General features: G+C 69.5%; 20 protein-coding genes and 1 tRNA gene. 12 read left to right on the forward strand and 9 right to left on the reverse strand.

What is annotated here, in order from left to right:
* The 4 genes from SKC42_RS26465 to SKC42_RS26480 all read right to left on the reverse strand — a co-directional run.
* A partial coding sequence (locus SKC42_RS26465; protein ID WP_330967200.1) for an ATP-binding protein occupies window positions 1-2,090 on the reverse strand: 2,090 nt, incomplete at its 3' end.
* Between the two features lie 5 nt (window positions 2,091-2,095).
* Complete coding sequence (locus SKC42_RS26470; RefSeq protein WP_330967201.1) at window positions 2,096-3,691, reverse strand: acyl-CoA carboxylase subunit beta; 1,596 nt, start codon at window positions 3,689-3,691, stop codon at window positions 2,096-2,098.
* The gene (locus SKC42_RS26475; RefSeq protein ID WP_330967202.1) at window positions 3,688-4,836 is read right to left on the reverse strand and encodes an acyl-CoA dehydrogenase family protein; all 1,149 of its coding nucleotides are present in this window, start codon (window positions 4,834-4,836) and stop codon (window positions 3,688-3,690) included. Before SKC42_RS26475 ends, SKC42_RS26470 begins: the two co-directional genes overlap by 4 nt.
* Window positions 4,833-6,545, reverse strand: a complete 1,713-nt coding sequence (locus SKC42_RS26480; RefSeq protein WP_330967203.1) for an acyclic terpene utilization AtuA family protein — start codon at window positions 6,543-6,545, stop codon at window positions 4,833-4,835. Before SKC42_RS26480 ends, SKC42_RS26475 begins: the two co-directional genes overlap by 4 nt.
* Before the next feature lie 282 nt (window positions 6,546-6,827).
* Here SKC42_RS26480 and rpmF point away from each other — a divergent pair, with 282 nt between their 5' ends.
* The 5 genes from rpmF (at window position 6,828) to SKC42_RS26505 (ending at window position 11,442) form a co-directional block, all read left to right on the forward strand.
* Entirely contained in the window at window positions 6,828-7,001 is a 174-nt protein-coding gene (gene rpmF / locus SKC42_RS26485; protein ID WP_330967204.1) for a 50S ribosomal protein L32, read from the forward strand.
* A 90-nt stretch (window positions 7,002-7,091) separates the two neighbouring features.
* On the forward strand, window positions 7,092-7,778 hold the full coding sequence (gene mprA / locus SKC42_RS26490) for a two-component system response regulator MprA (RefSeq protein WP_330967205.1): 687 nt from the start codon (window positions 7,092-7,094) through the stop codon (window positions 7,776-7,778).
* Window positions 7,778-9,319, forward strand: a complete 1,542-nt coding sequence (locus SKC42_RS26495) for a HAMP domain-containing sensor histidine kinase (RefSeq protein WP_330967206.1) — start codon at window positions 7,778-7,780, stop codon at window positions 9,317-9,319. Before mprA ends, SKC42_RS26495 begins: the two co-directional genes overlap by 1 nt.
* Before the next feature lie 81 nt (window positions 9,320-9,400).
* Window positions 9,401-10,885, forward strand: a complete 1,485-nt coding sequence (locus SKC42_RS26500) for a S1C family serine protease (protein WP_330967207.1) — start codon at window positions 9,401-9,403, stop codon at window positions 10,883-10,885.
* Window positions 10,885-11,442 (forward strand): MogA/MoaB family molybdenum cofactor biosynthesis protein, encoded by a 558-nt coding sequence (locus SKC42_RS26505; protein ID WP_330967208.1) that lies wholly within the window; start codon window positions 10,885-10,887, stop codon window positions 11,440-11,442. Before SKC42_RS26500 ends, SKC42_RS26505 begins: the two co-directional genes overlap by 1 nt.
* Window positions 11,443-11,462: 20 nt before the next feature.
* Here SKC42_RS26505 and mscL read toward each other — a convergent pair whose 3' ends face one another.
* From mscL to SKC42_RS26525, 4 genes are all read right to left on the reverse strand, one after another.
* Window positions 11,463-11,921: a large-conductance mechanosensitive channel protein MscL gene (gene mscL, locus SKC42_RS26510; protein ID WP_330967209.1), complete on the reverse strand. Its 459-nt coding sequence runs from the start codon at window positions 11,919-11,921 to the stop codon at window positions 11,463-11,465.
* A 66-nt stretch (window positions 11,922-11,987) separates the two neighbouring features.
* Window positions 11,988-12,668 (reverse strand): SAF domain-containing protein, encoded by a 681-nt coding sequence (locus tag SKC42_RS26515; RefSeq protein ID WP_330967210.1) that lies wholly within the window; start codon window positions 12,666-12,668, stop codon window positions 11,988-11,990.
* A 65-nt stretch (window positions 12,669-12,733) separates the two neighbouring features.
* The gene (locus SKC42_RS26520; protein WP_330967211.1) at window positions 12,734-13,081 is read right to left on the reverse strand and encodes an FmdB family zinc ribbon protein; all 348 of its coding nucleotides are present in this window, start codon (window positions 13,079-13,081) and stop codon (window positions 12,734-12,736) included.
* Window positions 13,082-13,127: 46 nt separating this feature from the next.
* Complete coding sequence (locus SKC42_RS26525) at window positions 13,128-13,763, reverse strand: 5-formyltetrahydrofolate cyclo-ligase (protein ID WP_330967212.1); 636 nt, start codon at window positions 13,761-13,763, stop codon at window positions 13,128-13,130.
* Between the two features lie 76 nt (window positions 13,764-13,839).
* Here SKC42_RS26525 and SKC42_RS26530 point away from each other — a divergent pair, with 76 nt between their 5' ends.
* The 7 genes from SKC42_RS26530 to SKC42_RS26560 all read left to right on the forward strand — a co-directional run bounded on the left by SKC42_RS26530 (window position 13,840) and on the right by SKC42_RS26560 (window position 20,437).
* On the forward strand, window positions 13,840-14,751 hold the full coding sequence (locus SKC42_RS26530) for a UTP--glucose-1-phosphate uridylyltransferase (protein ID WP_330967213.1): 912 nt from the start codon (window positions 13,840-13,842) through the stop codon (window positions 14,749-14,751).
* 45 nt (window positions 14,752-14,796) lie between these two features.
* Window positions 14,797-16,089, forward strand: a complete 1,293-nt coding sequence (glp, locus tag SKC42_RS26535; protein WP_330967214.1) for a molybdotransferase-like divisome protein Glp — start codon at window positions 14,797-14,799, stop codon at window positions 16,087-16,089.
* Between the two features lie 6 nt (window positions 16,090-16,095).
* On the forward strand, window positions 16,096-16,749 hold the full coding sequence (locus SKC42_RS26540; protein ID WP_330967215.1) for a GNAT family N-acetyltransferase: 654 nt from the start codon (window positions 16,096-16,098) through the stop codon (window positions 16,747-16,749).
* Window positions 16,750-16,940: 191 nt separating this feature from the next.
* The gene (gene sepX, locus SKC42_RS26545) at window positions 16,941-17,969 is read left to right on the forward strand and encodes a divisome protein SepX/GlpR (RefSeq protein WP_330967216.1); all 1,029 of its coding nucleotides are present in this window, start codon (window positions 16,941-16,943) and stop codon (window positions 17,967-17,969) included.
* A 49-nt stretch (window positions 17,970-18,018) separates the two neighbouring features.
* A tRNA-Ala gene (locus SKC42_RS26550) sits at window positions 18,019-18,091 on the forward strand.
* 476 nt (window positions 18,092-18,567) lie between these two features.
* Window positions 18,568-19,821 carry a cytochrome P450 gene (locus SKC42_RS26555; protein ID WP_330967228.1) on the forward strand — a complete coding sequence of 418 codons (1,254 nt, stop codon included), beginning with the start codon at window positions 18,568-18,570 and terminating at the stop codon, window positions 19,819-19,821.
* On the forward strand, window positions 19,814-20,437 hold the full coding sequence (locus SKC42_RS26560) for a TetR/AcrR family transcriptional regulator (RefSeq protein WP_330967217.1): 624 nt from the start codon (window positions 19,814-19,816) through the stop codon (window positions 20,435-20,437). The genes SKC42_RS26555 and SKC42_RS26560 overlap by 8 nt, the downstream gene beginning before the upstream one ends.
* Here the strand turns inward: SKC42_RS26560 and SKC42_RS26565 are convergent.
* Window positions 20,434-21,015 carry a TetR/AcrR family transcriptional regulator gene (locus SKC42_RS26565; RefSeq protein WP_330967218.1) on the reverse strand — a complete coding sequence of 194 codons (582 nt, stop codon included), beginning with the start codon at window positions 21,013-21,015 and terminating at the stop codon, window positions 20,434-20,436. The genes SKC42_RS26560 and SKC42_RS26565 overlap by 4 nt on opposite strands.
* Window positions 21,016-21,039: the final 24 nt, after the last annotated feature.

Consider the following 21,039-nt stretch of genomic DNA (forward strand, 5'->3'; position numbering starts at 1 on the left):
TGGTCGTGACCCGCTTCGCCCGGCTCCGCCGCGCTTGCGATCACTGGTGGGACGGCGTGACCCGCTTCGCCCGGCTCCGCCGCGCTTGCGATCACTGGTGGGACGGCGTGACCCGCTTCGCCCGGCTCCGCCGCGCTTGCGATCACGCCCAGGACGGCGCCGACTTCCACTTGCTGACCGGTCTGGACATTGAGTTCGGCGAGCACGCCGTCGGACGGTGCGGTGATGGTGTGTTCCATCTTCATGGCCTCCAGCCAGATCAGGGGCTGGCCGGCACTCACCGTGTCGCCCACCTCCGCGCCGAGCCGGATGACGTTGCCGGGCATGGGAGCGATGAGCGACCCCTGCTCGACGGTGGAACCCGGCTCGGGGAAGCGTGGCAGCGCGGCCAGGTACACGGGCCCACGGGCCGAGTCGACGTAAACGTCGGCGCCGTACGCCGCGACGCCGAATCGGTGAGCCACCCCGGCGCCGTCAGCGAGGACCACCTCGTCCGGCGCGGACGAGACCAGTTGGACCGCTTCGCCGCCGGCCAGCTCCAAACCGGTTCGGGTAAAACGGTATTCAATCCGGTGCTCGGTGCCCTCGTCGTCGCGGTAGGTCTTCAGCTGGTAGCCGGACGCCAGGTTCCGCCAGCCGCTGGGCAGCGAGCCGAACGTCGTGGCCGTCGCGCGGTTGTGTGCCGCGTCGGCGAGCGCCGCGGCGATCGCCGACAGCCGGACGACTGCGCCGTCGGCCAGCGGCGACGCCAACGCGGCCAGGCCATGCGTGTCGAAGAACGCGGTGTCGGTCGCGCCGCCGAGAAACGCGGGGTGGCGCAGCACGTTCACCAGCAGCTCGCGGTTGGTGCGCACCCCGTGCAACTGCGCGCGCGCCAGCGCGTCGGCGAGCACCAGCGCCGCCTGGCGGCGCGTCGGCGCGTACGAGATGACCTTGGCCAGCATCGGATCGTAGTGAATCGACACGGTGAACCCGTCGACCACCCCGGAGTCCAGCCGGATCCCGGTCCGGTGTCCCAGGGTGCCGAACTGCGTGCGCGCCGAGGGGATCTCGATCCGGTGCACCGGACCGGCCTGCGGTTGCCAACCCTGCGCGGGATCCTCGGCGTAGAGCCGGGCCTCGATCGAATGCCCTTGCGCGACAGGAGGTTCCGGACCGAGGCGGTCGCCGTCGGCGACCGCGAGCTGCAGCTCGACGAGGTCGAGGCCGGTGGTCTCCTCGGTCACCGGGTGCTCGACCTGCAGCCGGGTGTTCATCTCGAGGAAATAGAACTCCCCCGCGTGATCGGCAAGGAACTCGACCGTCCCGGCGCCGGCGTAGCCGATGGCGGCGGCCGCCAGTCGCGCCGCGTCGAACAGCTTGTCCCGCATGCCCGGTATCCGCTCGACCAGCGGGGAGGGCGCCTCCTCGATAATCTTTTGGTGCCGCCGCTGAATCGAGCATTCGCGTTCGCCGACCGCCCACACCGTGCCGTGGGTGTCGGCCATCACCTGCACCTCGACATGGTGACCGGTGGGCAGGTAGCGCTCGCAGAACACCGTCGGGTCCCCGAAGGCGGATTGCGCTTCGCGCCGGGCTGCGGCGACTTCGCCCGCCAGGGCGGACAATTCGCGAACCACCCGCATCCCGCGGCCGCCGCCGCCCGCGGACGCCTTGACCAGGACCGGCAGTTGCGCCTCGGTGACCGTTTCCGGGTCTAGTTCGTCGAGCACCGGCACCCCGGCGGCGGCCATCAGCTTCTTGGACTCGATCTTGGAGCCCATCGCCCGCACCGCGTCCACCGGCGGCCCGACCCACACCAGGCCCGCGTCCTGCACGGCGGCCGCGAATTCGGCGTTCTCGGAGAGGAATCCGTAGCCGGGATGCACTGCGTCGGCGCCGGCCGCGCGGGCCGCCGCGATGACGGCGTCGGCGTTCAGGTAGTCGTTGGTCTTCGGCAGCCGCACCCGAGCGTCGGCCTCGGCGACGTGCGGCGCGGCGGCGTCGGGGTCCGTGTAGACGGCGACGGTACCCAGTCCCAGCCGCCGGCACGTCGCGAACACCCGGCGGGCGATCTCCCCGCGGTTGGCTACTAGTACTCGTGTGACCATGGGACTCACATCCGGAAGACGCCGAAGTTCGACGTCCCCTTGATCGGGCCATTCGCGATGGCGGACAGACACATTCCCAGCACGGTGCGGGTGTCGCGCGGGTCGATCACCCCGTCGTCATAGAGCATCCCGGACAGGACCAGCGGCAGTGACTCGGCTTCGATCTGGCCCTCGACCGCCGCGCGCATCGCCGCGTCGGCCGCCTCGTCGACCTGCTGGCCGCGGGCCTCGGAGGCCGCCCGGGCCACGATCGACAGGACGCCCGCCAGCTGGGCCCCGCCCATCACCGCGGATTTCGCGCTAGGCCAGGCGAACAGGAACCGCGGGTCGTAGGCCCGGCCGCACATGCCGTAGTGGCCGGCGCCGTACGACGCGCCGATCAGCAGCGAGAGATGGGGCACCGTCGAGTTGGAAACGGCGTTGATCATCATCGACCCGTGCTTGATCATGCCGCCCTCCTCGTAGTCCTTGCCCACCATGTAGCCGGTGGTGTTGTGCAGGAAGAGGAGAGGGGTGTCGGAGCGGTTGGCTAGCTGGATGAACTGGGTGGCTTTCTGCGACTCCTCGCTGAACAGCACCCCGCGCGCGTTGGCCAGGATGCCCAGCGGATAGCCGTGCAGACGGGCCCACCCGGTGACCAGCGATGAGCCGTACATCGGCTTGAATTCGTCGAATTCGGAGCCGTCGACGATGCGGGCGATCACCTCCCGCGGGTCGAACGGGATGCGCAGGTCGGCCGGCACGATGCCGATGAGTTCCTCGGCGTCGAACAACGGTTCCGTCACCGGGCGGGGCGCGGGTCCCCGTTTGATCCAGTTGAGCCGGGCGACGATGCGCCGCCCGATGCGGATCGCGTCGAGCTCGTCGACCGCGAAGTAGTCGGCCAGACCCGAGATGCGAGCGTGCATCTCGGCGCCGCCCAGGGACTCGTTGTCGGACTCCTCGCCCGTGGCCATCTTGACCAGCGGCGGGCCGGCCAGGAATACCTTCGAACGCTCCTTGATCATCACCACGTGGTCGGACATGCCTGGGACGTAGGCGCCGCCCGCGGTGGAGTTACCGAACACGAGTGCGACCGTCGGAATCCCCGCCGCCGAGAGCCGGGTCAGGTCGCGGAACATCTGCCCGCCGGGGATGAACACCTCTTTCTGGGTGGGCAGGTCCGCCCCGCCGGACTCCACCAGCGAGATCACGGGCAGGCGATTCTCGAAGGCGATCTTGTTGGCGCGCAGGATCTTCCGCAGCGTCCATGGGTTGCTGGTGCCGCCCTTGACGGTGGGATCGTTGGCCACGATCATGCACTCCACCCCGCAGACCGCGCCGATGCCGGTGACGACGCTGGCGCCGACCTGGAACTGGCTCCCGTAAGCCGCGAGGGGGCACAGTTCGAGGAAGGGGGAGTCGGGGTCGACTAGCAGCTCGATGCGCTCGCGGGCGGTGAGCTTGCCGCGGGCGTGATGGCGGTCGACGTACTTCGGGCCGCCGCCGGCGAGCGCCTTGGCGAGCTCGGCCTCGATCTCGGTGAGTTTGGCCGTCAGGGCCGAGGCCGCCGCGTCGTAGGCGGGCGATTGTGGGTCGAGGGTGGACTTCAGCGCGGTCATGACTGGAATCCCAGCGTCTTGGCTGCGAGCGAGGTGAGGATCTCGGTGGTTCCGCCGCCGATGCCGAGGATCCGCATGTCGCGGTATTGGCGTTCGACTTCGGACTCGGCCATGTATCCCATCCCGCCGAAGAGCTGGACGGCCTGGTGGGCCACCCATTCACCGGCCTCGACGGCGGTGTTCTTGGCGAAGCACACTTCCGCGATCAGGTTCGTCTCCCCGGCGAGCTGGCGCTCCACCACGCGGCGGGAGTAAACGCGGGCCACGTCGATGCGGCGCGCCATCTCGGCCAGCGTGTTCTGCACCGATTGGCGGGAGATCAGCGGACGACCGAATGTTTCGCGGTCGCGGCACCACTGCACCGTCAGGTCCAGGCACCGCTGGGCGCTCGAATACGCCTGCGCGGCAAGCCCGATGCGCTCGGCGACGAAGGCCTGCGCGATCTGCAGGAAGCCGCTGTTCTCGGCGCCGACCAGATTGGCCACCGGCACGCGCGCATCGACGTAGGACAGCTCTGCGGTGTCCGAGGACCGCCAGCCCATCTTCTCCAGCTTGCGGCTCACCTCGAATCCCGGTGTGCCCTTCTCCACCAGCAGAAGCGAGACCCCACCGGCGCCGGGGCCGCCGGTGCGCACGGCGGTGACCACGTAGTCGGCGCGCACCCCGGACGTGATGTAGGTCTTGGCGCCGTTGACGACGTAGTGGTCACCGTCTCGGATGGCAGACGTCCGCAGGTGCCCGACGTCCGAGCCGCCGCCGGGCTCGGTGATGGCCAGCGCGCCGATCTTGTCGCCGGCCAGCGTCGGGCGCACGAACTCCTCGATCAGCCGCGCGTCCCCCGAAGCGATCATGTGCGGTACCGCGATGCCGCAGGTGAACAGCGACGCGAAAACCCCTCCCGGCGCGCCGGTTTGGTGCACCTCCTCGCAGATGATCACCGCGTCCGCGCCATCGCCGCCGCCCCCGCCGACCGTCTCCGGAAAGCCCGCTCCCAGCAGGCCCGCCGCGCCCGCCCGCCGGTGCAGGTCGCGCGGCAGCTCGCCGCTGCGCTCCCACTCGGCGGCTTTCGGCAGGATCTCGCGTTCGGTGAAGGAACGCACCGTCTTTCGCAGCTCTTCGCGTTCGGGTGTGGTCCAGATGTTCATAAGATGCTCTCCGGGATGTCGACGTGACGGCTGCGCAGCCACTCGCCCAGTCCCTTGGCCTGGGGATCGAAGCGGGCCTGGTAAGCGACACCCTGGCCCAGGATGCCGTCGATGATGAAGTTCACCGCGCGCAGATTGGGCAGCACGTGCCGGCTGACGTCGAAGGCGGCCGCCTCGGGCAGCAGTTCTTTGAGCTTCTCGGCGGTCAACGTGTTGGCCAGCCAGCGCCATTGGTCGTCGGTGCGGACCCAGACGCCCACGTTGGCCGAGCCGCCCTTGTCGCCGCTGCGGGCCCCAGCGATGCGGCCCAGCGGCACCCGTCGGGTGGGGCCCGCCGGCAGCGGCTCGGGCAATGGCGGCGGATCGGCGGCCGCCAGCTCCAACGTGTGAGCAGCGCAGGGGATTTCGGCCCTGGTGCCGTCGGCGTGCACCGCGGTGTGCGCCACCCGGTCGGCGTCGACGTAACCGGCGGTGAACACGCCGTAGACCTGACCGTCGCCCGGCGGCGCGGTCACGTGGAAGCCGGGATAGCTGGCGAGCGCCAATTCGACCGCGGCCGAAGAGAACTGGCGTCCCACGTTCGTCGGATCGGGGTCGCGGGCGACGCAGTGCAGCAGCGCGCTCGCGGCCTCTTCGGAATCGGCATCGGGGTGGTCGGTGCGCGCCAGCGACCACTGCAGCTCGGCCGGCTTGACGGACAGGCCGGACTCCAGCTGCCGGCGCACCAACTCCGCCTTGGCCTCGATGTCCAGGCCGGTCAGCACGAAGGTCATCGCGTTGCGGAATCCCCCGATGCTGTTCAGCGACACCTTGAGCGTGGGCGGCGGCGGCTCGCCGCGCACGCCGGTGATGCGTACCCGGTCGGGCCCGTCGGCCGTCAGCTCGATGGTGTCCATCCGCGCGGTGACGTCGGGGTTGGCGTAGCGGGCGCCGGTGATCTCGTAGAGCAACTGCGCGGTGACGGTGTCCACGCTGACCAGCCCGCCGGTGCCACGGTGCTTGGTGATCACCGACGAGCCGTCGGCGTAGACCTCGGCCAGCGGGAAACCGGCGTGGGTGAGGTCGGGGACCTCGCTGAAGAACGAGTAGTTGCCGCCGGTGGCCTGCACCCCGCATTCGATGACATGGCCGGCGACCACGGCCCCAGCGAGCGGGTCGTAGTCCGTGCGACCCCACCCGAAGTGTGCCGCCGCCGCGCCGACGATCACCGAGGCGTCGGTGACCCGGCCGGTGACGACGACGTCGGCGCCGTTGTTGAGGCAGTCCACGATTCCCCAGGCGCCCAAATACGCGTTCGCGGTCAGCGGTGAGCCCAGCCCGAGCTCCGCCGCGCGCGGCAGCAGGTCGTCGCCCTCCACATGGGCGACGCTGACCTCAACGCCCAGGCGCCCGGCGAGGGCGCGGATGGCGTCGGCCAGTCCCGCGGGATTGAGGCCGCCGGCGTTGGCGACGATGCGCACGCCGCGGTCGCGCGCTTCGCCCAGGCAGCCTTCGAGTTGGGTCAGGAAGGTCTTGGCGTAGCCGCGGTCGGGGTGCTTCATCTTGTCGCGGCCCAGGATCAGCATGGTTAATTCGGCCAGGTAGTCGCCGGTGAGATAGTCCACCTCACCACCGGTGAGCATTTCGCGCATCGCCGACAGTCGGTCCCCGTAGAAGCCGGAACAGTTCGCGATCCGGACAGCGCCGGGGTCACCGGACCGAGAGGCCATCGCGTCCTCCATTCAGCGAATCACCGTTGAGCGCCGGAAAACCAACCAACCAACCGGTAGGTTAGCGGGTCGAGCCGCCGCCGCGTCAAGGTGTCCCGGTCGCCTTCCGCGCCGAGAATGCCGGCCTCGTCGTCCCGGCACCCGGATCGCAGATCTGCGCGCGGGCGGGCGCCGTTTGGCGACCACCAGGTCACCGACTATCCTGGTACGCAATCGTCGCCCGTTCGGCCCCGGCCATGCCGTGCGACACCCACCCGAAGCCCCGAGGAGTTAGGCCCCACCATGGCCGTACCCAAGCGCAGAATGTCGCGCGCGAACACCCGAAGCCGTCGCGCGCAGTGGAAGGCCACTCCGACCGAGCTGGTCGGGGTCACGGTGGCCGGCCAGAAGCACAAGGTGCCGCGCAGGCTGCTCAAGGCGGCCCGCCTTGGTCTCATCGACCTCGACAAGCGCTAGACGGGACCCTGCCACCGGTCGGGAGAATCTGGGCGAATACCCGGCGCGCCTCTCAGGCCGCTCTCAGGCGTCGAGACGAAACTAGTGGCCGTGCGCATACTTGTCGTCGACGATGACCGCGCGGTGCGTGAGTCGTTGCGCCGCTCCCTCTCCTTCAACGGCTACGCGGTCGAGTTGGCACACGACGGCGTCGAGGCCCTCGACAAGATCTCCAGCGACCGGCCGGACGCCCTGGTCCTCGACGTGATGATGCCCCGCCTGGACGGCCTTGAGGTCTGCAGGCAGCTCCGCAGCACCGGGGACGACCTGCCGATCCTGGTGCTGACCGCCCGCGACTCCGTCTCCGAGCGGGTGGCCGGCCTGGACGCCGGCGCCGACGACTACTTGCCGAAGCCGTTCGCCCTCGAAGAGCTGCTGGCGCGGATGCGTGCGCTGCTGCGCCGCACCAAGCCCGACGATGACGCCGAATCGGTGGCGATGACGTTTTCCGACCTGACGCTCGACCCGGTGACCCGCGAGGTGACGCGCGGCGAGCGCGGGATCAGCCTCACGCGCACCGAGTTTTCCCTGCTGGAGATGTTGATCGCGAACCCACGGCGGGTGCTCACCCGCAGTCGCATCCTCGAGGAGGTGTGGGGTTTCGACTTCCCCACCTCCGGCAACGCGCTGGAGGTGTACGTGGGTTACCTGCGCAGAAAGACGGAGGCCGACGGTGAGCCGCGGCTGATCCACACCGTGCGCGGCGTCGGCTACGTCCTGCGGGAGACACCGCCGTAATGATCCGGTTGAACCGGCGCCGGCGCAGACCGCTGCGAGCCACCAGCTCGCTATCCCTACGGTGGCGGGTCATGCTGCTGGCGATGTCGATGGTGGCGATGGTCGTCGTGCTGATGGCGTTCGCCGTCTATGCGGTGATCGCGGCGGCGCTGTACAGCGACATCGACAATCAGCTGCAGAGCCGGGCGCAACTGCTGATCGCCAGCGGGTCGCTGGCCGCCGACCCGGGGAAGGCCATCGAGGGCACCGCGTATTCGGATGTCAACGCGATGCTGGTGAACCCGGGCCACTCGATCTACACCGCCCAGCAGCCGGGGCAGACGCTGCCGGTGGGATCGCCGGAACAGGCCGTGATCCGCGGTGACCTGTTCATGTCGCGGCGCACCGCCTCCGATCAGCGCATCCTCGCGATCCACCTACCCAACGGCTGCTCGTTGCTGATCTCCAAGAGCCTCAAACCCACCGAGGCGGTGATGACGCGGCTGCGCTGGGTGCTGCTGATCGTCGGGGGCATCGGCGTCGCGGTCGCCGCAGTGGCGGGCGGCATGGTCACCAGGGCGGGCCTGCGGCCGGTGGCCCGGTTGACCGAGGCCGCCGAACGGGTCGCGCGCACCGACGACCTGCGCCCCATTCCCGTCTTCGGCAGTGACGAATTGGCAAGGCTGACCGAGGCTTTCAATCTGATGCTGCGGGCGTTGGCGGAATCCCGCGAGCGGCAGGCCCGGCTGGTCACCGACGCGGGGCACGAGCTGCGGACGCCGTTGACGTCGCTGCGCACCAACGTGGAACTACTGATGGCGTCGATGGAGCCCGGGGCCCCCCGGCTGCCTGAGCAGGAGATGGTCGACCTGCGCGCCGACGTGCTGGCGCAGATCGAGGAACTGTCCACGCTGGTCGGTGATCTGGTGGACCTCACGCGCGACGATGCCGGCCAGGTGGTGCACGAGACGGTCGACATGTCCGAGGTCATCGATCGCGCCCTGGAGCGAGTCAAGCGCCGCCGCAACGACATCCACTTCGACGTCCAGGCGATCCCGTGGCAGGTCTACGGCGATGCGGCCGGGCTGTCGCGCGCGGTACTGAACCTGATGGACAACGCGGCCAAGTGGAGCCCGCCCGGCGCGCACGTCGGTATCACCATGAGGCAGCTCGATCCGGCGCACGCCGAGCTGGTGGTGTCCGATCACGGCCCCGGGATCCCTCCCCACGAGCGCCGGCTGGTGTTCGAGCGGTTCTATCGGTCGACGACGGCGCGGGCGATGCCCGGATCGGGCCTCGGGCTGGCCATCGTCAAGAAGGTGGTCCTCAACCACGGCGGCATGCTGCGCGTCGAGGACACGGTGCCCGGCGGACAGCCGCCCGGGACGTCCATCTACGTGCTGCTGCCCGGCCGCCCGGTCCCGGAGTCGGCGCACCGCGCGCCGACGCCCGGGACGGATGGCAAGACCGACCCCGCGGTGCCGGTTTCGCGCGGCACGGAGAACTCTCGGGAATCGGCGAACGTTGTCTCAGTGGAATCTCAGTCCGCGCAGGCAAGGTAGGTCTGCAGTTACTGTTGAACCGAGCGAGTCGGCCCCCCGACGAGCCGTAATGCCGAAATAGAGGAAGAGCGACGTAGCGACATGACGAATGACCCGAGGTATTCGCCGCCGCCGCAGCAGCCGGGATACCGCGCCGCGCCGAACCAGGCCCCCGGTCAGCATGGGGCCCCGGCCTACCCCCAGGGGCACCAGCCGTACAACCAGCAGTACGACTGGCGCTACCAGCCGTCGCAGCCGACGTCGCAATACCGACAGCCGTACGAGCCCTACGACCAGTTCAGTGCCACTGGTCCGGGCCGGATCCCCGGCGGAACCGGCGTTGGTCCCATCCCGAGCGGCACCGGACCGGGTCCGATCCCCGGTGGCGGCCCAGGATCGATGACCGGTACGGGCCCCATCACCGGCATGTTGCCGCCGATGGGCCCGCCGCCGGCTCCGCGAAAACGTTCCCGCGCGGGGCTTTTGACGGTGGGCGCGGTTGCCATCGCGGTGGTTTCGGCCGGCATCGGCGGGGTGGCCGCCACGGCCGTCGAGCTTGGCGCGCACTCGACGAGCAACGGCCACGGGGTGATCCCGGGAGCGGCCCCGAGCGTCCCGGCGGCCAACATGCCGCCGGGCAGCGTCGAGCAGGTGGCGTCCAAGGTGGTGCCGAGCGTCGTGATGCTGGAGACGGACCTGGGCCGCCAGTCCGAGGAGGGGTCCGGCGTCGTCCTGTCGGCCGATGGGTTGATCCTCACCAATAACCACGTGGTCGCCGCGGCCGCCAAACCGGGCGGCCCCCCAGGCGCCCCCGCCGGCCCGCCACCCAAGACCACGGTCACTTTCTCCGACGGCCGCACCGCGCCGTTCACCGTGGTCGGCGCCGACCCGACCAGCGACATCGCGGTGATCCGGGTCCAGGGCGTGTCCGGCCTCACGCCGATCGCCCTCGGCTCCTCTTCGGACCTGCGGGTGGGTCAGCCGGTGGTCGCGATCGGGTCGCCGCTGGGTCTGTCCGGCACGGTGACCACCGGCATCGTCAGCGCGCTGAACCGGCCGGTGTCCACCACCGGTGAGTCGGGCAACCAGAACACCGTGCTGGACGCGATCCAGACCGACGCCGCGATTAACCCCGGTAACTCCGGCGGTGCGCTGGTCAACATGAATGGCCAGCTGGTGGGCGTGAACTCGGCCATCGCCACGCTGGGGGGCGATTCGCCGGACGCCCAGAGCGGCTCGATCGGCCTTGGGTTCGCGATCCCGGTCGATCAGGCCAAGCGCATCGCTGACGAGCTGATCAGCACGGGCAAGGCGACGCACGCCTCGCTGGGCGTGCAAGTGACCAACGACAAGGGCACTCCGGGCGCCAAGGTCGTCGACGTCGTGCCGAACGGCGCGGCCGCGACCGCCGGCGTGCCCAAGGGCGTGGTCGTCACCAAGTGCGACGACCGGCCCATCAGCAGCGCCGATGCCTTGGTTGCCGCGGTGCGTTCGAAATCGCCCGGCGACAAGGTGACGCTGACCTTCCAGGATCCCGCTGGGGGCAGCCGCACCGTGCCGGTCACCTTGGGGAAGGCGGATCAGTAATGCGAGTCGAGGAACCGCTGGGTGAATCGTTGTCGGAGCTCGGATATACGGTGGCACCCATGGAAACGGGTGTGGAGTTGGTGGTCGGCCGGGCCCTGGTCGTGGTGGTCGATGACCGCACCGCCCACGGCGACGAGGATCACAGCGGGCCGCTGGTCACCGAGCTGTTGACCGAGGCGGGTTTCGTGGTCGACGGGGTGGTCGCGGTTTCCGCCGACGAGGTCGAGATCCGCAACGCGTTGAACACCGCGGTGATCGGCGGGGTGGACCTGGTGGTGTCGGTCGGGGGAACGGGGGTGACGCCGCGCGATGTCACGCCGGAGGCCACCCGCGAGATCCTGGACCGGGAGATCCTGGGCATCGCCGAGGCCATCCGGGCGTCCGGACTGTCCGCGGGGATCATCGACGCCGGGCTGTCGCGCGGCCTCGCCGGCGTGTCCGGCAGCACGCTGGTGGTGAACCTGGCCGGTTCCCGCTACGCCGTGCGCGACGGGATGGCCACGCTGAATCCGCTCGCCGCTCAGATCATCGGGCAGCTGTCGAGCCTGGAAATCTGAGCCGCGGCGTCAGCGAAGGGTCACAGCGACTCGGCGTCCGCCCGGGGACCGTGCTCGGGCACCGGGGTCTTGCCGGCCCCACCGTGCTTGCCGGACGAATCGCCGTTGCTCTCGGCGAGCAGGTCACGGATCTCCTTGAGCAGCACCACCTGGGCGTCCTCGGCCTGCTCGACTTCGCCGCGTTTGCGGAGCGTGGTGTACGGCAGCACGACCAGGAAGTACACCACCGCGGCGATGATGATGAAGTTGATCGCGGCGGACAGGACGTTGTTCAAATCGATGGTCTGACCGCCGCCAATGCCGATCCGCAGGATGCCCAGGTTGGACTGCTGGTTGACGCCGATGCGGTTGATTAGCGGCTTGATGATGCTGTCGGTGAACTGGGTGACCAGGGCGGTGAAGGCCGTACCGATGACGACCGCGGTCGACAGATCGATGATGTTGCCCCGCGAGAGAAACTCCTTGAACCCTTTGAGCATTCGGACTGCCTTTCTGGGACTGGACAGAGTTTGCTGACGGCCGCGCGACCGATGGCGGTCAGGTACTCAGTGCAGGGTGAGGGTGACCTTCTGTCCCAGCGCCGAACCTGCCACCGTGTTCGCCACGCGAGCCGGCAGCGCAACTAAGACTACGCGGTCATCGTCCCCGGCCTGGGCCTTCTGCCTGGCCGACACGAGCACCACCACGGCGTCGGTCGCGACCACCTTGCTGGCGGCCGGCGCGCCGCCTGGTGCGTCGGTGGCCGGTGCGGCCAGCACGTCCACCACGTCGCCGGAGCGGAGCAGGTCGAGCACGGCGCCGTCCGCCAGGTGCAGCGGCACGATGCGCGCGCCCGGCCCGGCCTGCTGTCCGATCGCGGCCTCCGCGAGCCGGCTGCCCAGCAACCGGACGTCGGTGAGCACCTCGCCGCGCCTCGTGGGACCGGCTAGCAGCGAGCCCACCACGGCGCCCACGTTTGCCTGTGATCCATCGGGAACAGTGGGGGCCAAACGCTTTTCGAGTCGGACGTCGTCGGCCGTCAACACGGCGCCCGGGTGCAGGTCACGGGCGGCGACCACCACCTCGGTGTAGTCGCCGGCCGGGTTCGAGCGCAGCGCCGCCACGCCGGCCAGCACGACCAGGCCGCCGGCGGCGAGCCTGCGGGCCAACACGGTCCGGGCCCAGTCGGGATGCGCCCACGCCGACAGCCGGCGCAACACCGTTGGATTCAGCGACGACTCGCCCACGCCGCAACGCTAGAGGCGGCCGCGGCCGGAGCGGCACCGGCCGGGGCCACCGCTGTGGATAACCGCTAGGTGGCGGCCGCCGCCTTGGACGGGCTGGAGGACGTCGACGGCGTGGACGCGCCGGGCTTGCTGTCGCCCGACCCGGACTTCTCGGTGGGCGTGGACTTCTCGGTGGACGTGGAGCTGCTCGCCGAGTCGCCGCCGGAGCCGTTGGCCGAGGTCTTCGACTTGCCGGATTCCCGGCTGTCGGTGCGATAGAACCCGCTGCCCTTGAACACGATGCCGACGGAGTTGAAGCGCTTGCGCAGGCGGCCCGCGCAGCGCTCGCAGGTGGTCAGCGCGTTGTCGCTGAAGGCCTGCACGATGTCGAAGCGGTCGCCGCACTCGGTGCACTCGTAGGTGTACGTGGGCACAAAAAACCTCCGGATGATCTCAACCCTGCGTTAGCACTCTAACGTCTCAAGTGCTAGAACCGCCACGTGACGTGTGGCATTCCCCGTCGCATCCGCCGCGAAACAGCGCCACGAGCCCACCGCGTGGCGTGAGGGCATGGGTCATCCGCACGTCGTGCGGCTCGGCCGGTAATTGCTCGAGGAACTCGTCGTCGCGTACGACCGCGACCAGCCGGGTGAGCGGGCCGCACGCGTCGAGCGAGCGATCGTAAAACCCCGCGCCGCGCCCCAGTCGGACCCCGCCACGGTCGACGGCCAGCGCCGGCACCAGCACCAGCTCGGCCTCGGCCAGCTCCGACGCCGGCAGTAAGGGCGCCGGGGGCTCGAGCAGCCCCCAGCGTGCGCGGGTAAGCGAGCCGGGCCGGTACTCGCCCCAGCGCAGCGGCAGCGGGGTGTCGTCCGCCGCCGTGCGGGCGACTGGCACCAACACCCGCCCCGATAGCCGCAGCAACGTGTCGAGCATGGCTACAGACCCGGGTTCGGTCCCCATCGGCACGTACGCGCACACCGTGCCGACGCCGCTCACCGCCGTCTCGAGGTGCTCGTTGAGCAGGCGGGCTTCGGCCGCTCGCTCCGACTCGGCAACGCCACGCCGCGCCGCCAACAGCCGCGCGCGCAGCTGGGCTTTGCCGATGGTCGCCATGGTGTCAACGATGACAGCCGCGGCTTTCCCCGCGCCACATCGAGCGGCGACATCCGTGCCGGTTATCGTGTGAACAATGTCATGCCCAAACGTGGGGGTTCCGCGCACGGCTGTCGTGCCCGCGGCCGGACTCGGTACGCGGTTTCTGCCCGCGACGAAGACGGTGCCCAAGGAGTTGCTGCCGGTCGTCGACACCCCCGGCATTGAGCTGGTCGCCGCCGAGGCCGCCGAGGCCGGCGCCGAGCGGCTGGTGATCATCACCTCGGAGGGCAAGGACGGCGTCGTCGCCCACTTCGTCCAGGACCTGGTGCTGGAGAGCACGCTCGAGGAGCGCGGCAAGAAGGCGATGCTCGCCAAGGTCCGGCGGGCGCCCGGTTTGATCAAGGTCGAGTCCGTCGTGCAGTCCGAGCCCCTGGGGCTGGGTCACGCGATCGGTTGCGTGGAGTCCAGGCTGTCCGATGACGAGGACGCCATCGCGGTGCTGTTGCCCGACGACCTGGTGCTCCCCACGGGCGTGCTCGAGACGATGTCCAAGGTGCGGGCCCACTACGGCGGCACGGTGTTGTGCGCCATCGAGGTCGCCCCCGACGAGATCAGCGCCTACGGGGTCTTCGACGTCGAGCGTATTCCCGACGATGACAACCCGGACGTGCTGAAGGTCAACGGGATGGTCGAAAAGCCCAAGGCCGAGGACGCCCCGTCGCTGTACGCGGCCGCGGGCCGTTATGTGCTCGACCGCGCGGTCTTCGACGCGCTGCGCCGCATCGACCGTGGGGCCGGCGGCGAGGTTCAGCTGACGGACGCGATCGCGCTGCTCATTTCCGAGGGCCATCCGGTGCACGTGGTCGTTCACCACGGATCCCGACACGACCTGGGAAATCCCGGTGGCTACCTCAAGGCTGCGGTTGACTTTGCATTGGATCGTGACGACTACGGCCCGGATCTGCGGCGATGGCTGGTGGCGCGATTGGGCCTGATCGAGCGCTAGCCGAACGTCGGCTTCGGGCCGCCCGGTAGGGCAGAGAGGCGCGCTGTGCGTTCGGTGGAGGAGCAACAGACCCGGATAACGGCAGCCGCGGTGGCGCCGCGGCCGATTCGCGTGGCGATCGCCGAGGCGCAGGGACTGTTGTGCGCCGAGGAGGTGGTGACCGAACGGCCGATGCCCGGTTTCGACCAGGCGGCGATCGACGGCTACGCCGTGCGCAGCGTCGACGTGCTCGGGATCGGGGAGCTGGCCACCGAGGGGATCGTCGAGCCGTCCGACGACGCCCCGGGCGACGACGATCGGCGCAACGGGTTGGTGTTGCCGGTGATGGGAACCATCGAGGCCGGGACCCGCACGCCGAGCCGGCTGCAGCCCCGCCAGGCCGTCCGGGTGCAAACCGGCGCGCCGCTGCCCACGCTGGCCGACGCGGTGCTGCCGTTGCGGTGGACGGACGGCGGCACGAAGCAGGTACGGATCTACCGCGGGGCCCCGTCGGGCGCCTATGTGCGGCGGGCCGGGGACGACGTCCAGCCGGGCGACGTCGCCGTGCGGGCGGGAACGGTGGTCGGCGCGGCGCAGGTGGGCCTGCTGGCGGCAGTCGGGCGTGAGCGGGTGCTGGTGCATCCGCGCCCGCGGCTGACCGTCATGGCGGTGGGCGGTGAACTCGTCGACATCTCCCGCACTCCGGGCAACGGCCAGGTCTACGACGTCAACACCTATGCGCTGGCCGCCGCGGGCCGGGACGCCGGGGCCGAGGTCAACCGCATCGGCATCGTCAGCAACGACCCTGGCGAGCTGCGCGAGGTGGTCGAGGGCCAGATCAACCGCGCGGAGGTGCTGGTGATCGCCGGCGGCGTCGGGGGTGCCGCCGCTGAGGCGGTGCGGTCGGTGCTCTCCGAGCTCGGCGAGATGGAGATGGTCCGGGTCGCCATGCACCCGGGGTCCGTGCAGGGGTTCGGGCAGCTCGGCCGCGAGGGCGTGCCGACGTTCCTGCTGCCGGCGAACCCGGTGAGCGCCCTGGTGGTGTTCGAGGTGATGGTCCGGCCGCTGATCCGGCTCTCGCTGGGCAAGCGCCAGCCGATGCGCCGGGTCATCCAGGCCCGCACGCTGGCCCCGATCACGTCGGTCGCCGGACGCAAGGGCTACCTGCGGGGCCAGCTGATGCGCGACCAGGACACCGGCGAGTACCTGGTCCAGGCGCTGGGCGGCGGTCCCGGCGCGTCGTCGCACCTGCTGGCGACCCTCGCCGAGGCGAACTGCCTTGTCATCGTGCCCAGCGGCGCCGAGCAGATCCGCACCGGCGAGATCGTCGACGTGGCGTTCCTGGCCCAGCGCGGCTGACCGCCCGTGATCTTGTTGCGCTCCAATGCCCGCCACCCGGGGTGGCCGACGAATGCCGGGCCGCTGCGGGTTCCCGCGGGCGTGGTCCGGTTGCGGCCCGTCCGGATGCGCGACGGCGCGCAGTGGAGCCGGATCCGGCTGGCCGACCGCGCGCACCTAGAGCCGTGGGAGCCCAGCGCCGAGGGTGACTGGACGATCCGGCACGCCGTGGCCGCCTGGCCCGCGCTCTGTTCGGGCCTGCGGTCGGAGGCTCGAAAGGGCCGCATGCTGCCGTACGTCATCGAGCTCAACGGGCGGTTCTGCGGCCAGCTGACCATCGGCAACGTCACCCACGGCGCGTTGCGGTCCGCGTGGATCGGCTACTGGGTGCCGAAATCGGCAACGGGCGGTGGCGTGGCGACCGCCGCGCTGGCCCTCGGTCTGGACCACTGCTTCGGGCCGGTCATGCTGCACCGCGTCGAGGCCACCGTGCGGCCCGAGAACGCGCCGAGCCGGGCCGTGCTGGCGAAGGTGGGTTTCCGCCGCGAGGGCCTGCTGCTGCGTTACCTCGAGGTCGACCGCGCCTGGCGCGATCACCTGCTGATGGCCATCACGGTCGAGGAAGTGCAGGGATCGATCGCATCGACGCTGGTGCGGGCCGGTCACGCCAGCTGGGCGTGACCGGCGGGCGGGCCATCGGAGGCTTCGTGGCGGCGCCCGGCGCCCCTCGCTGTGGCTAGCGCGACACGAGTGACCAGTGGTGCTTGTGGGAGGCAAATTACAGGTGTGTAATTGTGCTGGTCACATGACCCGGCCGCGTCGGCCACCCAACGGCCCCGCGGGGATCTGGACCAGTAAAGGAGCAGGTCACCATGCCAAGCATCCCGCAGTCGTTGTTGTGGATCTCGCTTGTGGTGCTATGGCTGTTCGTCTTGGTCCCGATGCTCATCAGCAAGCGAGACGCCGTGCGGCGCACCAGTGACGTGGCGTTGGCGACCCGGGTCCTCAACGGCGGCACCGGATCTCGGTTGATCAAGCGCAGCGGTCCGGCGGCCGGGCACCGCAGCGACCCGAACTGGAAGCTCGAGGAGGAGCCCGCCGACGAAGAGTTCGCCGACGCCGAGACGCAAGACCTGCGCGCCGAGGCCCAGCCCGGCGAGCGGACCCCCGTGGTCGTGCCGATGGCCGTCGCCGAGGACACTGGGCCCGACTACCTCGACGTCGACGTCGTCGAGGATTCGGCGGCCCTGCCCGCGGGGGCCAGTGCGGCCGCGGCCGAGCCCGCCCTGGTCGCCGTCGACGGCGACGGACAGGACGAGGTCGACCACGAGGCCGAGGCCGAGGCCGCCGAGGGCGACGAGTACGAGTACGTCGACGACTCCTCCGGTCTGGAGCCCGAGGCGCACGCCGACGACCACGACGAGCACGACGGAGCGTGGGCCAACGTCGCGCCCCGCTCACGCCGGCGCCGCTTCGACACGAAGAAGGCCGCCGCAATCAGCGCCCGTAAGTACGCCTTCCGCAAGCGGGTGCTGACGGTGATGGCGGTGGTCCTGGTCGGCACGGCCACCGCGGCCTTCGAGTTGACCCCGAGCGCCTGGTGGGTGTGCGGCGTCGCGACCGGCGTGACCGTGCTCTACCTCGCCTACTTGCGCCGGCAGACCCGCATCGAGGAGAAGGTGCGCCGTCGCCGGATGCAGCGGATGGCCCGCGCACGGCTCGGCGTGGAGAACATGCACGACCGCGAGTACGACGTGGTGCCGTCGCGGCTGCGCCGCCCCGGCGCGGTGGTGCTGGAGATCGACGACGAGGACCCGATCTTCGAGCACCTGGACGACGTCCGGGCGATGCGGGCCTACGGTGGCTGGCCGCGGGACCTGCCGCGCGCAGTGGGTCAGTAGTGCCGCGGTTCGGCGGTTGGCGCGGCGGCTGGTAGCCTGCTAGCGATCAGGGGCTATGGCGCAGTTGGTAGCGCGACTCGTTCGCATCGAGTAGGTCAGGGGTTCGAATCCCCTTAGCTCCACTTTTCCGACGCCTAAGTGTCCGTATTCAAACATGGGCCGCCGGTTCTCACAGCGCCCATTGTGTGGGCGGTCGCCCAGGATGCTCTTGACGCAAGAGTGGGCAACCTCGTGTTGCTCGACATGGTGCGTCCGCGTTCGTCAGTTCGGTTGTGCCAGGGTCGCGTTCACGCTGATGTCAATTGCAGCCAGCGCGCGAGATACCGGGCAGGCAGAGCCAGCGCGTTTGGCGGCATCATGAAAAGCGGCGGCGTCGATGTCCTGGGCCCGGCCCTCATGGTGACTTATGCATCAATCAGACACGACCGACCCTATGTGCGCGAATTCGACGTTTAGTAGCAATTCGTATGATCACACCGAGCAACGTATCGATCTAACTGCTCTTATACGGTCCGTCGTTGACGTCGTGGGACTCTGGTCATTCACTTTGAGTGAAAACGTCTGCCCCCTGCCGACGCCGACGGAAGTCGAGACATCGATGAATGTGAACACCACCGCTCCCAGTGTCTTCGACGCCGGCCTCCCCACGCTGAATTACGGCCTCACCGCCACCCCGAGCGACATCCTGGCCGACGTCCGTGAGGCGCAATCGTGCGCGCCGATCGCCATCGGGCCCCTCGGCCCGGAAATCCTGTCCTACGAACTGGCCCGGGACATGCTGCGCGACAACAGGTTCGCTATGCCACCCGGCATCACGCTGGCGGCGCAGGGCATCACCTCAGGTCCGTTGTACGACAAGCTGACGAGCAGCCTCCTGGGCCTCGATGGCCCGCCGCATACTCGGTTGCGCAAACTGGTTTCTAAAGCCTTCACTCCCCGCGCGACAGCACGTCTTTCAGACACCATCCACGAGGTGGTGAACGGGCTGATCGATCAAGTGGTCGACGCCCGGCGTTGCGACGTCGTGACCGACATCGCGCGCCCTTACCCCACGCCGATCATTTGCGCGCTGCTCGGTGCGCCGCGCCAGGACTGGCAGCTGTTCGCCGACTGGACCGAGGAAGTCTTCAAGGCCTTCAACTTTCAGGCGGAAGTGACCTTCGACGAGGCCGCGATCATGCGCGCGTGGGGCGAACTGGACGCGTACGTCGACGGCATGGTCGCGGTCCGCCGCGACAATCTGACCGATGATCTGCTCTCCGAGCTCATCCGCGCCGAGAGCGACGGCGACCGGCTGAATCTCGACGAACTCCGCATGCTGGCGGCCGGCTTCCTGATGGCGGGAACGGACACGACGCGCCACCAACTGGCCGCGTCGGTGCAAGTGCTTTGCGAGCATCCGGATCAATGGGCGAAGCTGGGCGACCAACCGGAGCTTGCGATGCGGGCGGTCGAGGAAAGCATGCGCCACTCACCGGCGGCCTGCATCGCGCCGCGGGCCGCCGCAAAGGACGTCGAATTCGCCGGTTACACGTTCCCGGCAGGAACGTTCGTCCTCGTGAACACCTTTGCGGCCAATCGCGATCCGGCGATCTATGACGACGCTGATCGGTTCGACATCGCCCGCGAGGACGCGCCCGCCATCCTGACCTTCGGCGGCGGCGCGCACTACTGCCTGGGGGCAAACCTCGCCCGCCGGGAACTGGCCGAAGCGCTCGCCATCCTCACCCGACGCCTCCTGGCACCCCGTCGCGTCGGTCCGGCCCCCTGGAAATCCCTGCTGGGACTGACCGGCCCGACAACACTCGAGATCGAGTTCGACGTCGACATGCTGGTGACCCCGAATGCGTAGTCGCGGCTGGGCGGGTTTGACACCCGCCTCGGACGAGGAGGCAATCGCCCGAATCCTCGACGCTGTCGACGAAGTGGTAACCGAACAGGGATCAGCCTTGCGCCTCGCCGACGTCGCCCGTCGGCTCGGGGTCACCCGGCAGACGGTGTACCGCTACTTCCCCAATGCCGACGCCATGCTCATCGCCAGCGCAATGCGTGCGGTCGACGGCTTCATCGACCAGGCCGTACAGCGTGTCCGGGGAATCAACGACCCGGTCACCGCGATCGTCGAAACCGTTTCGTTCGGAGTCGAGAACCTCACCGGCGATCCACAATTGGAGAACCTACTAGCCCGGCAGCAGGAGGGTGAAGCCCTCACCTCGTTGACGTCCGACACGGCGATCGCCTTCTGCCTGTCGGTTTTTCACCGCCTCGATGTCGATTGGACGCTGCACGGCTTCGACACCGTCGCGCTGCGCGAACTCGCCGAAATGACCCTGCGCACAGTGCAGTCCCTGTTGACCGATCCTGGGCAGCGGCGCGACGAAACCGCGCTGCGCGGCTTCGTAACTCGATGGCTCGGGCCCGCGATCCTCTATCGAAGGATGTCGTCGCTGGGCCTGCGCCTCGACTAACCGGGCGGTGCGCTTTTCGGGGCCAAATCGCCCTCCGCGTAAGGCGGACCGAGGAATCGGCGCACCATCGCGGCCTCTTCGTCTGGGTCTTTGACGGGCCATTGCCACAGCGCCAGGAACATGCGGATCAGCCACTGCGCGGCCAGCGGGTCGGGCCGGTCGAGACCGACCATTTCGGTCGCGAAGCGGGCGACGATGGGGGAGTCGGTCAACCACTCGTTACCCGGCGGCCCCGTCGCAGAGCGCATGATCTGCGCGAGGGGGTCGGACCGCATGCGCTGCAAGGCGACCGTGGTCGCGGTGACGACGCGCTCGGAACCGGTCAGGCCGGCGATGGCTTCGCGGACCGAGTCGAGGATGCGTTCCGCGTGCCGGCTCATCACCGCGTCCCGGATCGCCGTTTTGCCTCCGGCATGGCGGTAGACGGTCGCGGGCGAGCAGTGAACGGCCGCGGCCAAGGCGTCGATGCTGAACGCGTCGTAGCCCTGCCGCGAAATGAGCTCCGCGGCCGCGGCATAGATCCGTTCGGCGCCTTCGGCGTGGCGATCCCGACCGACGAGCCAGTCGTGGGTGGGCACCGAATCAGTGCTTCCCTGGTGGCG

This window comes from Mycobacterium sp. 050134 (genome assembly GCF_036409085.1).
In the GTDB taxonomy this organism is placed as follows: Bacteria; Actinomycetota; Actinomycetes; order Mycobacteriales; family Mycobacteriaceae; genus Mycobacterium.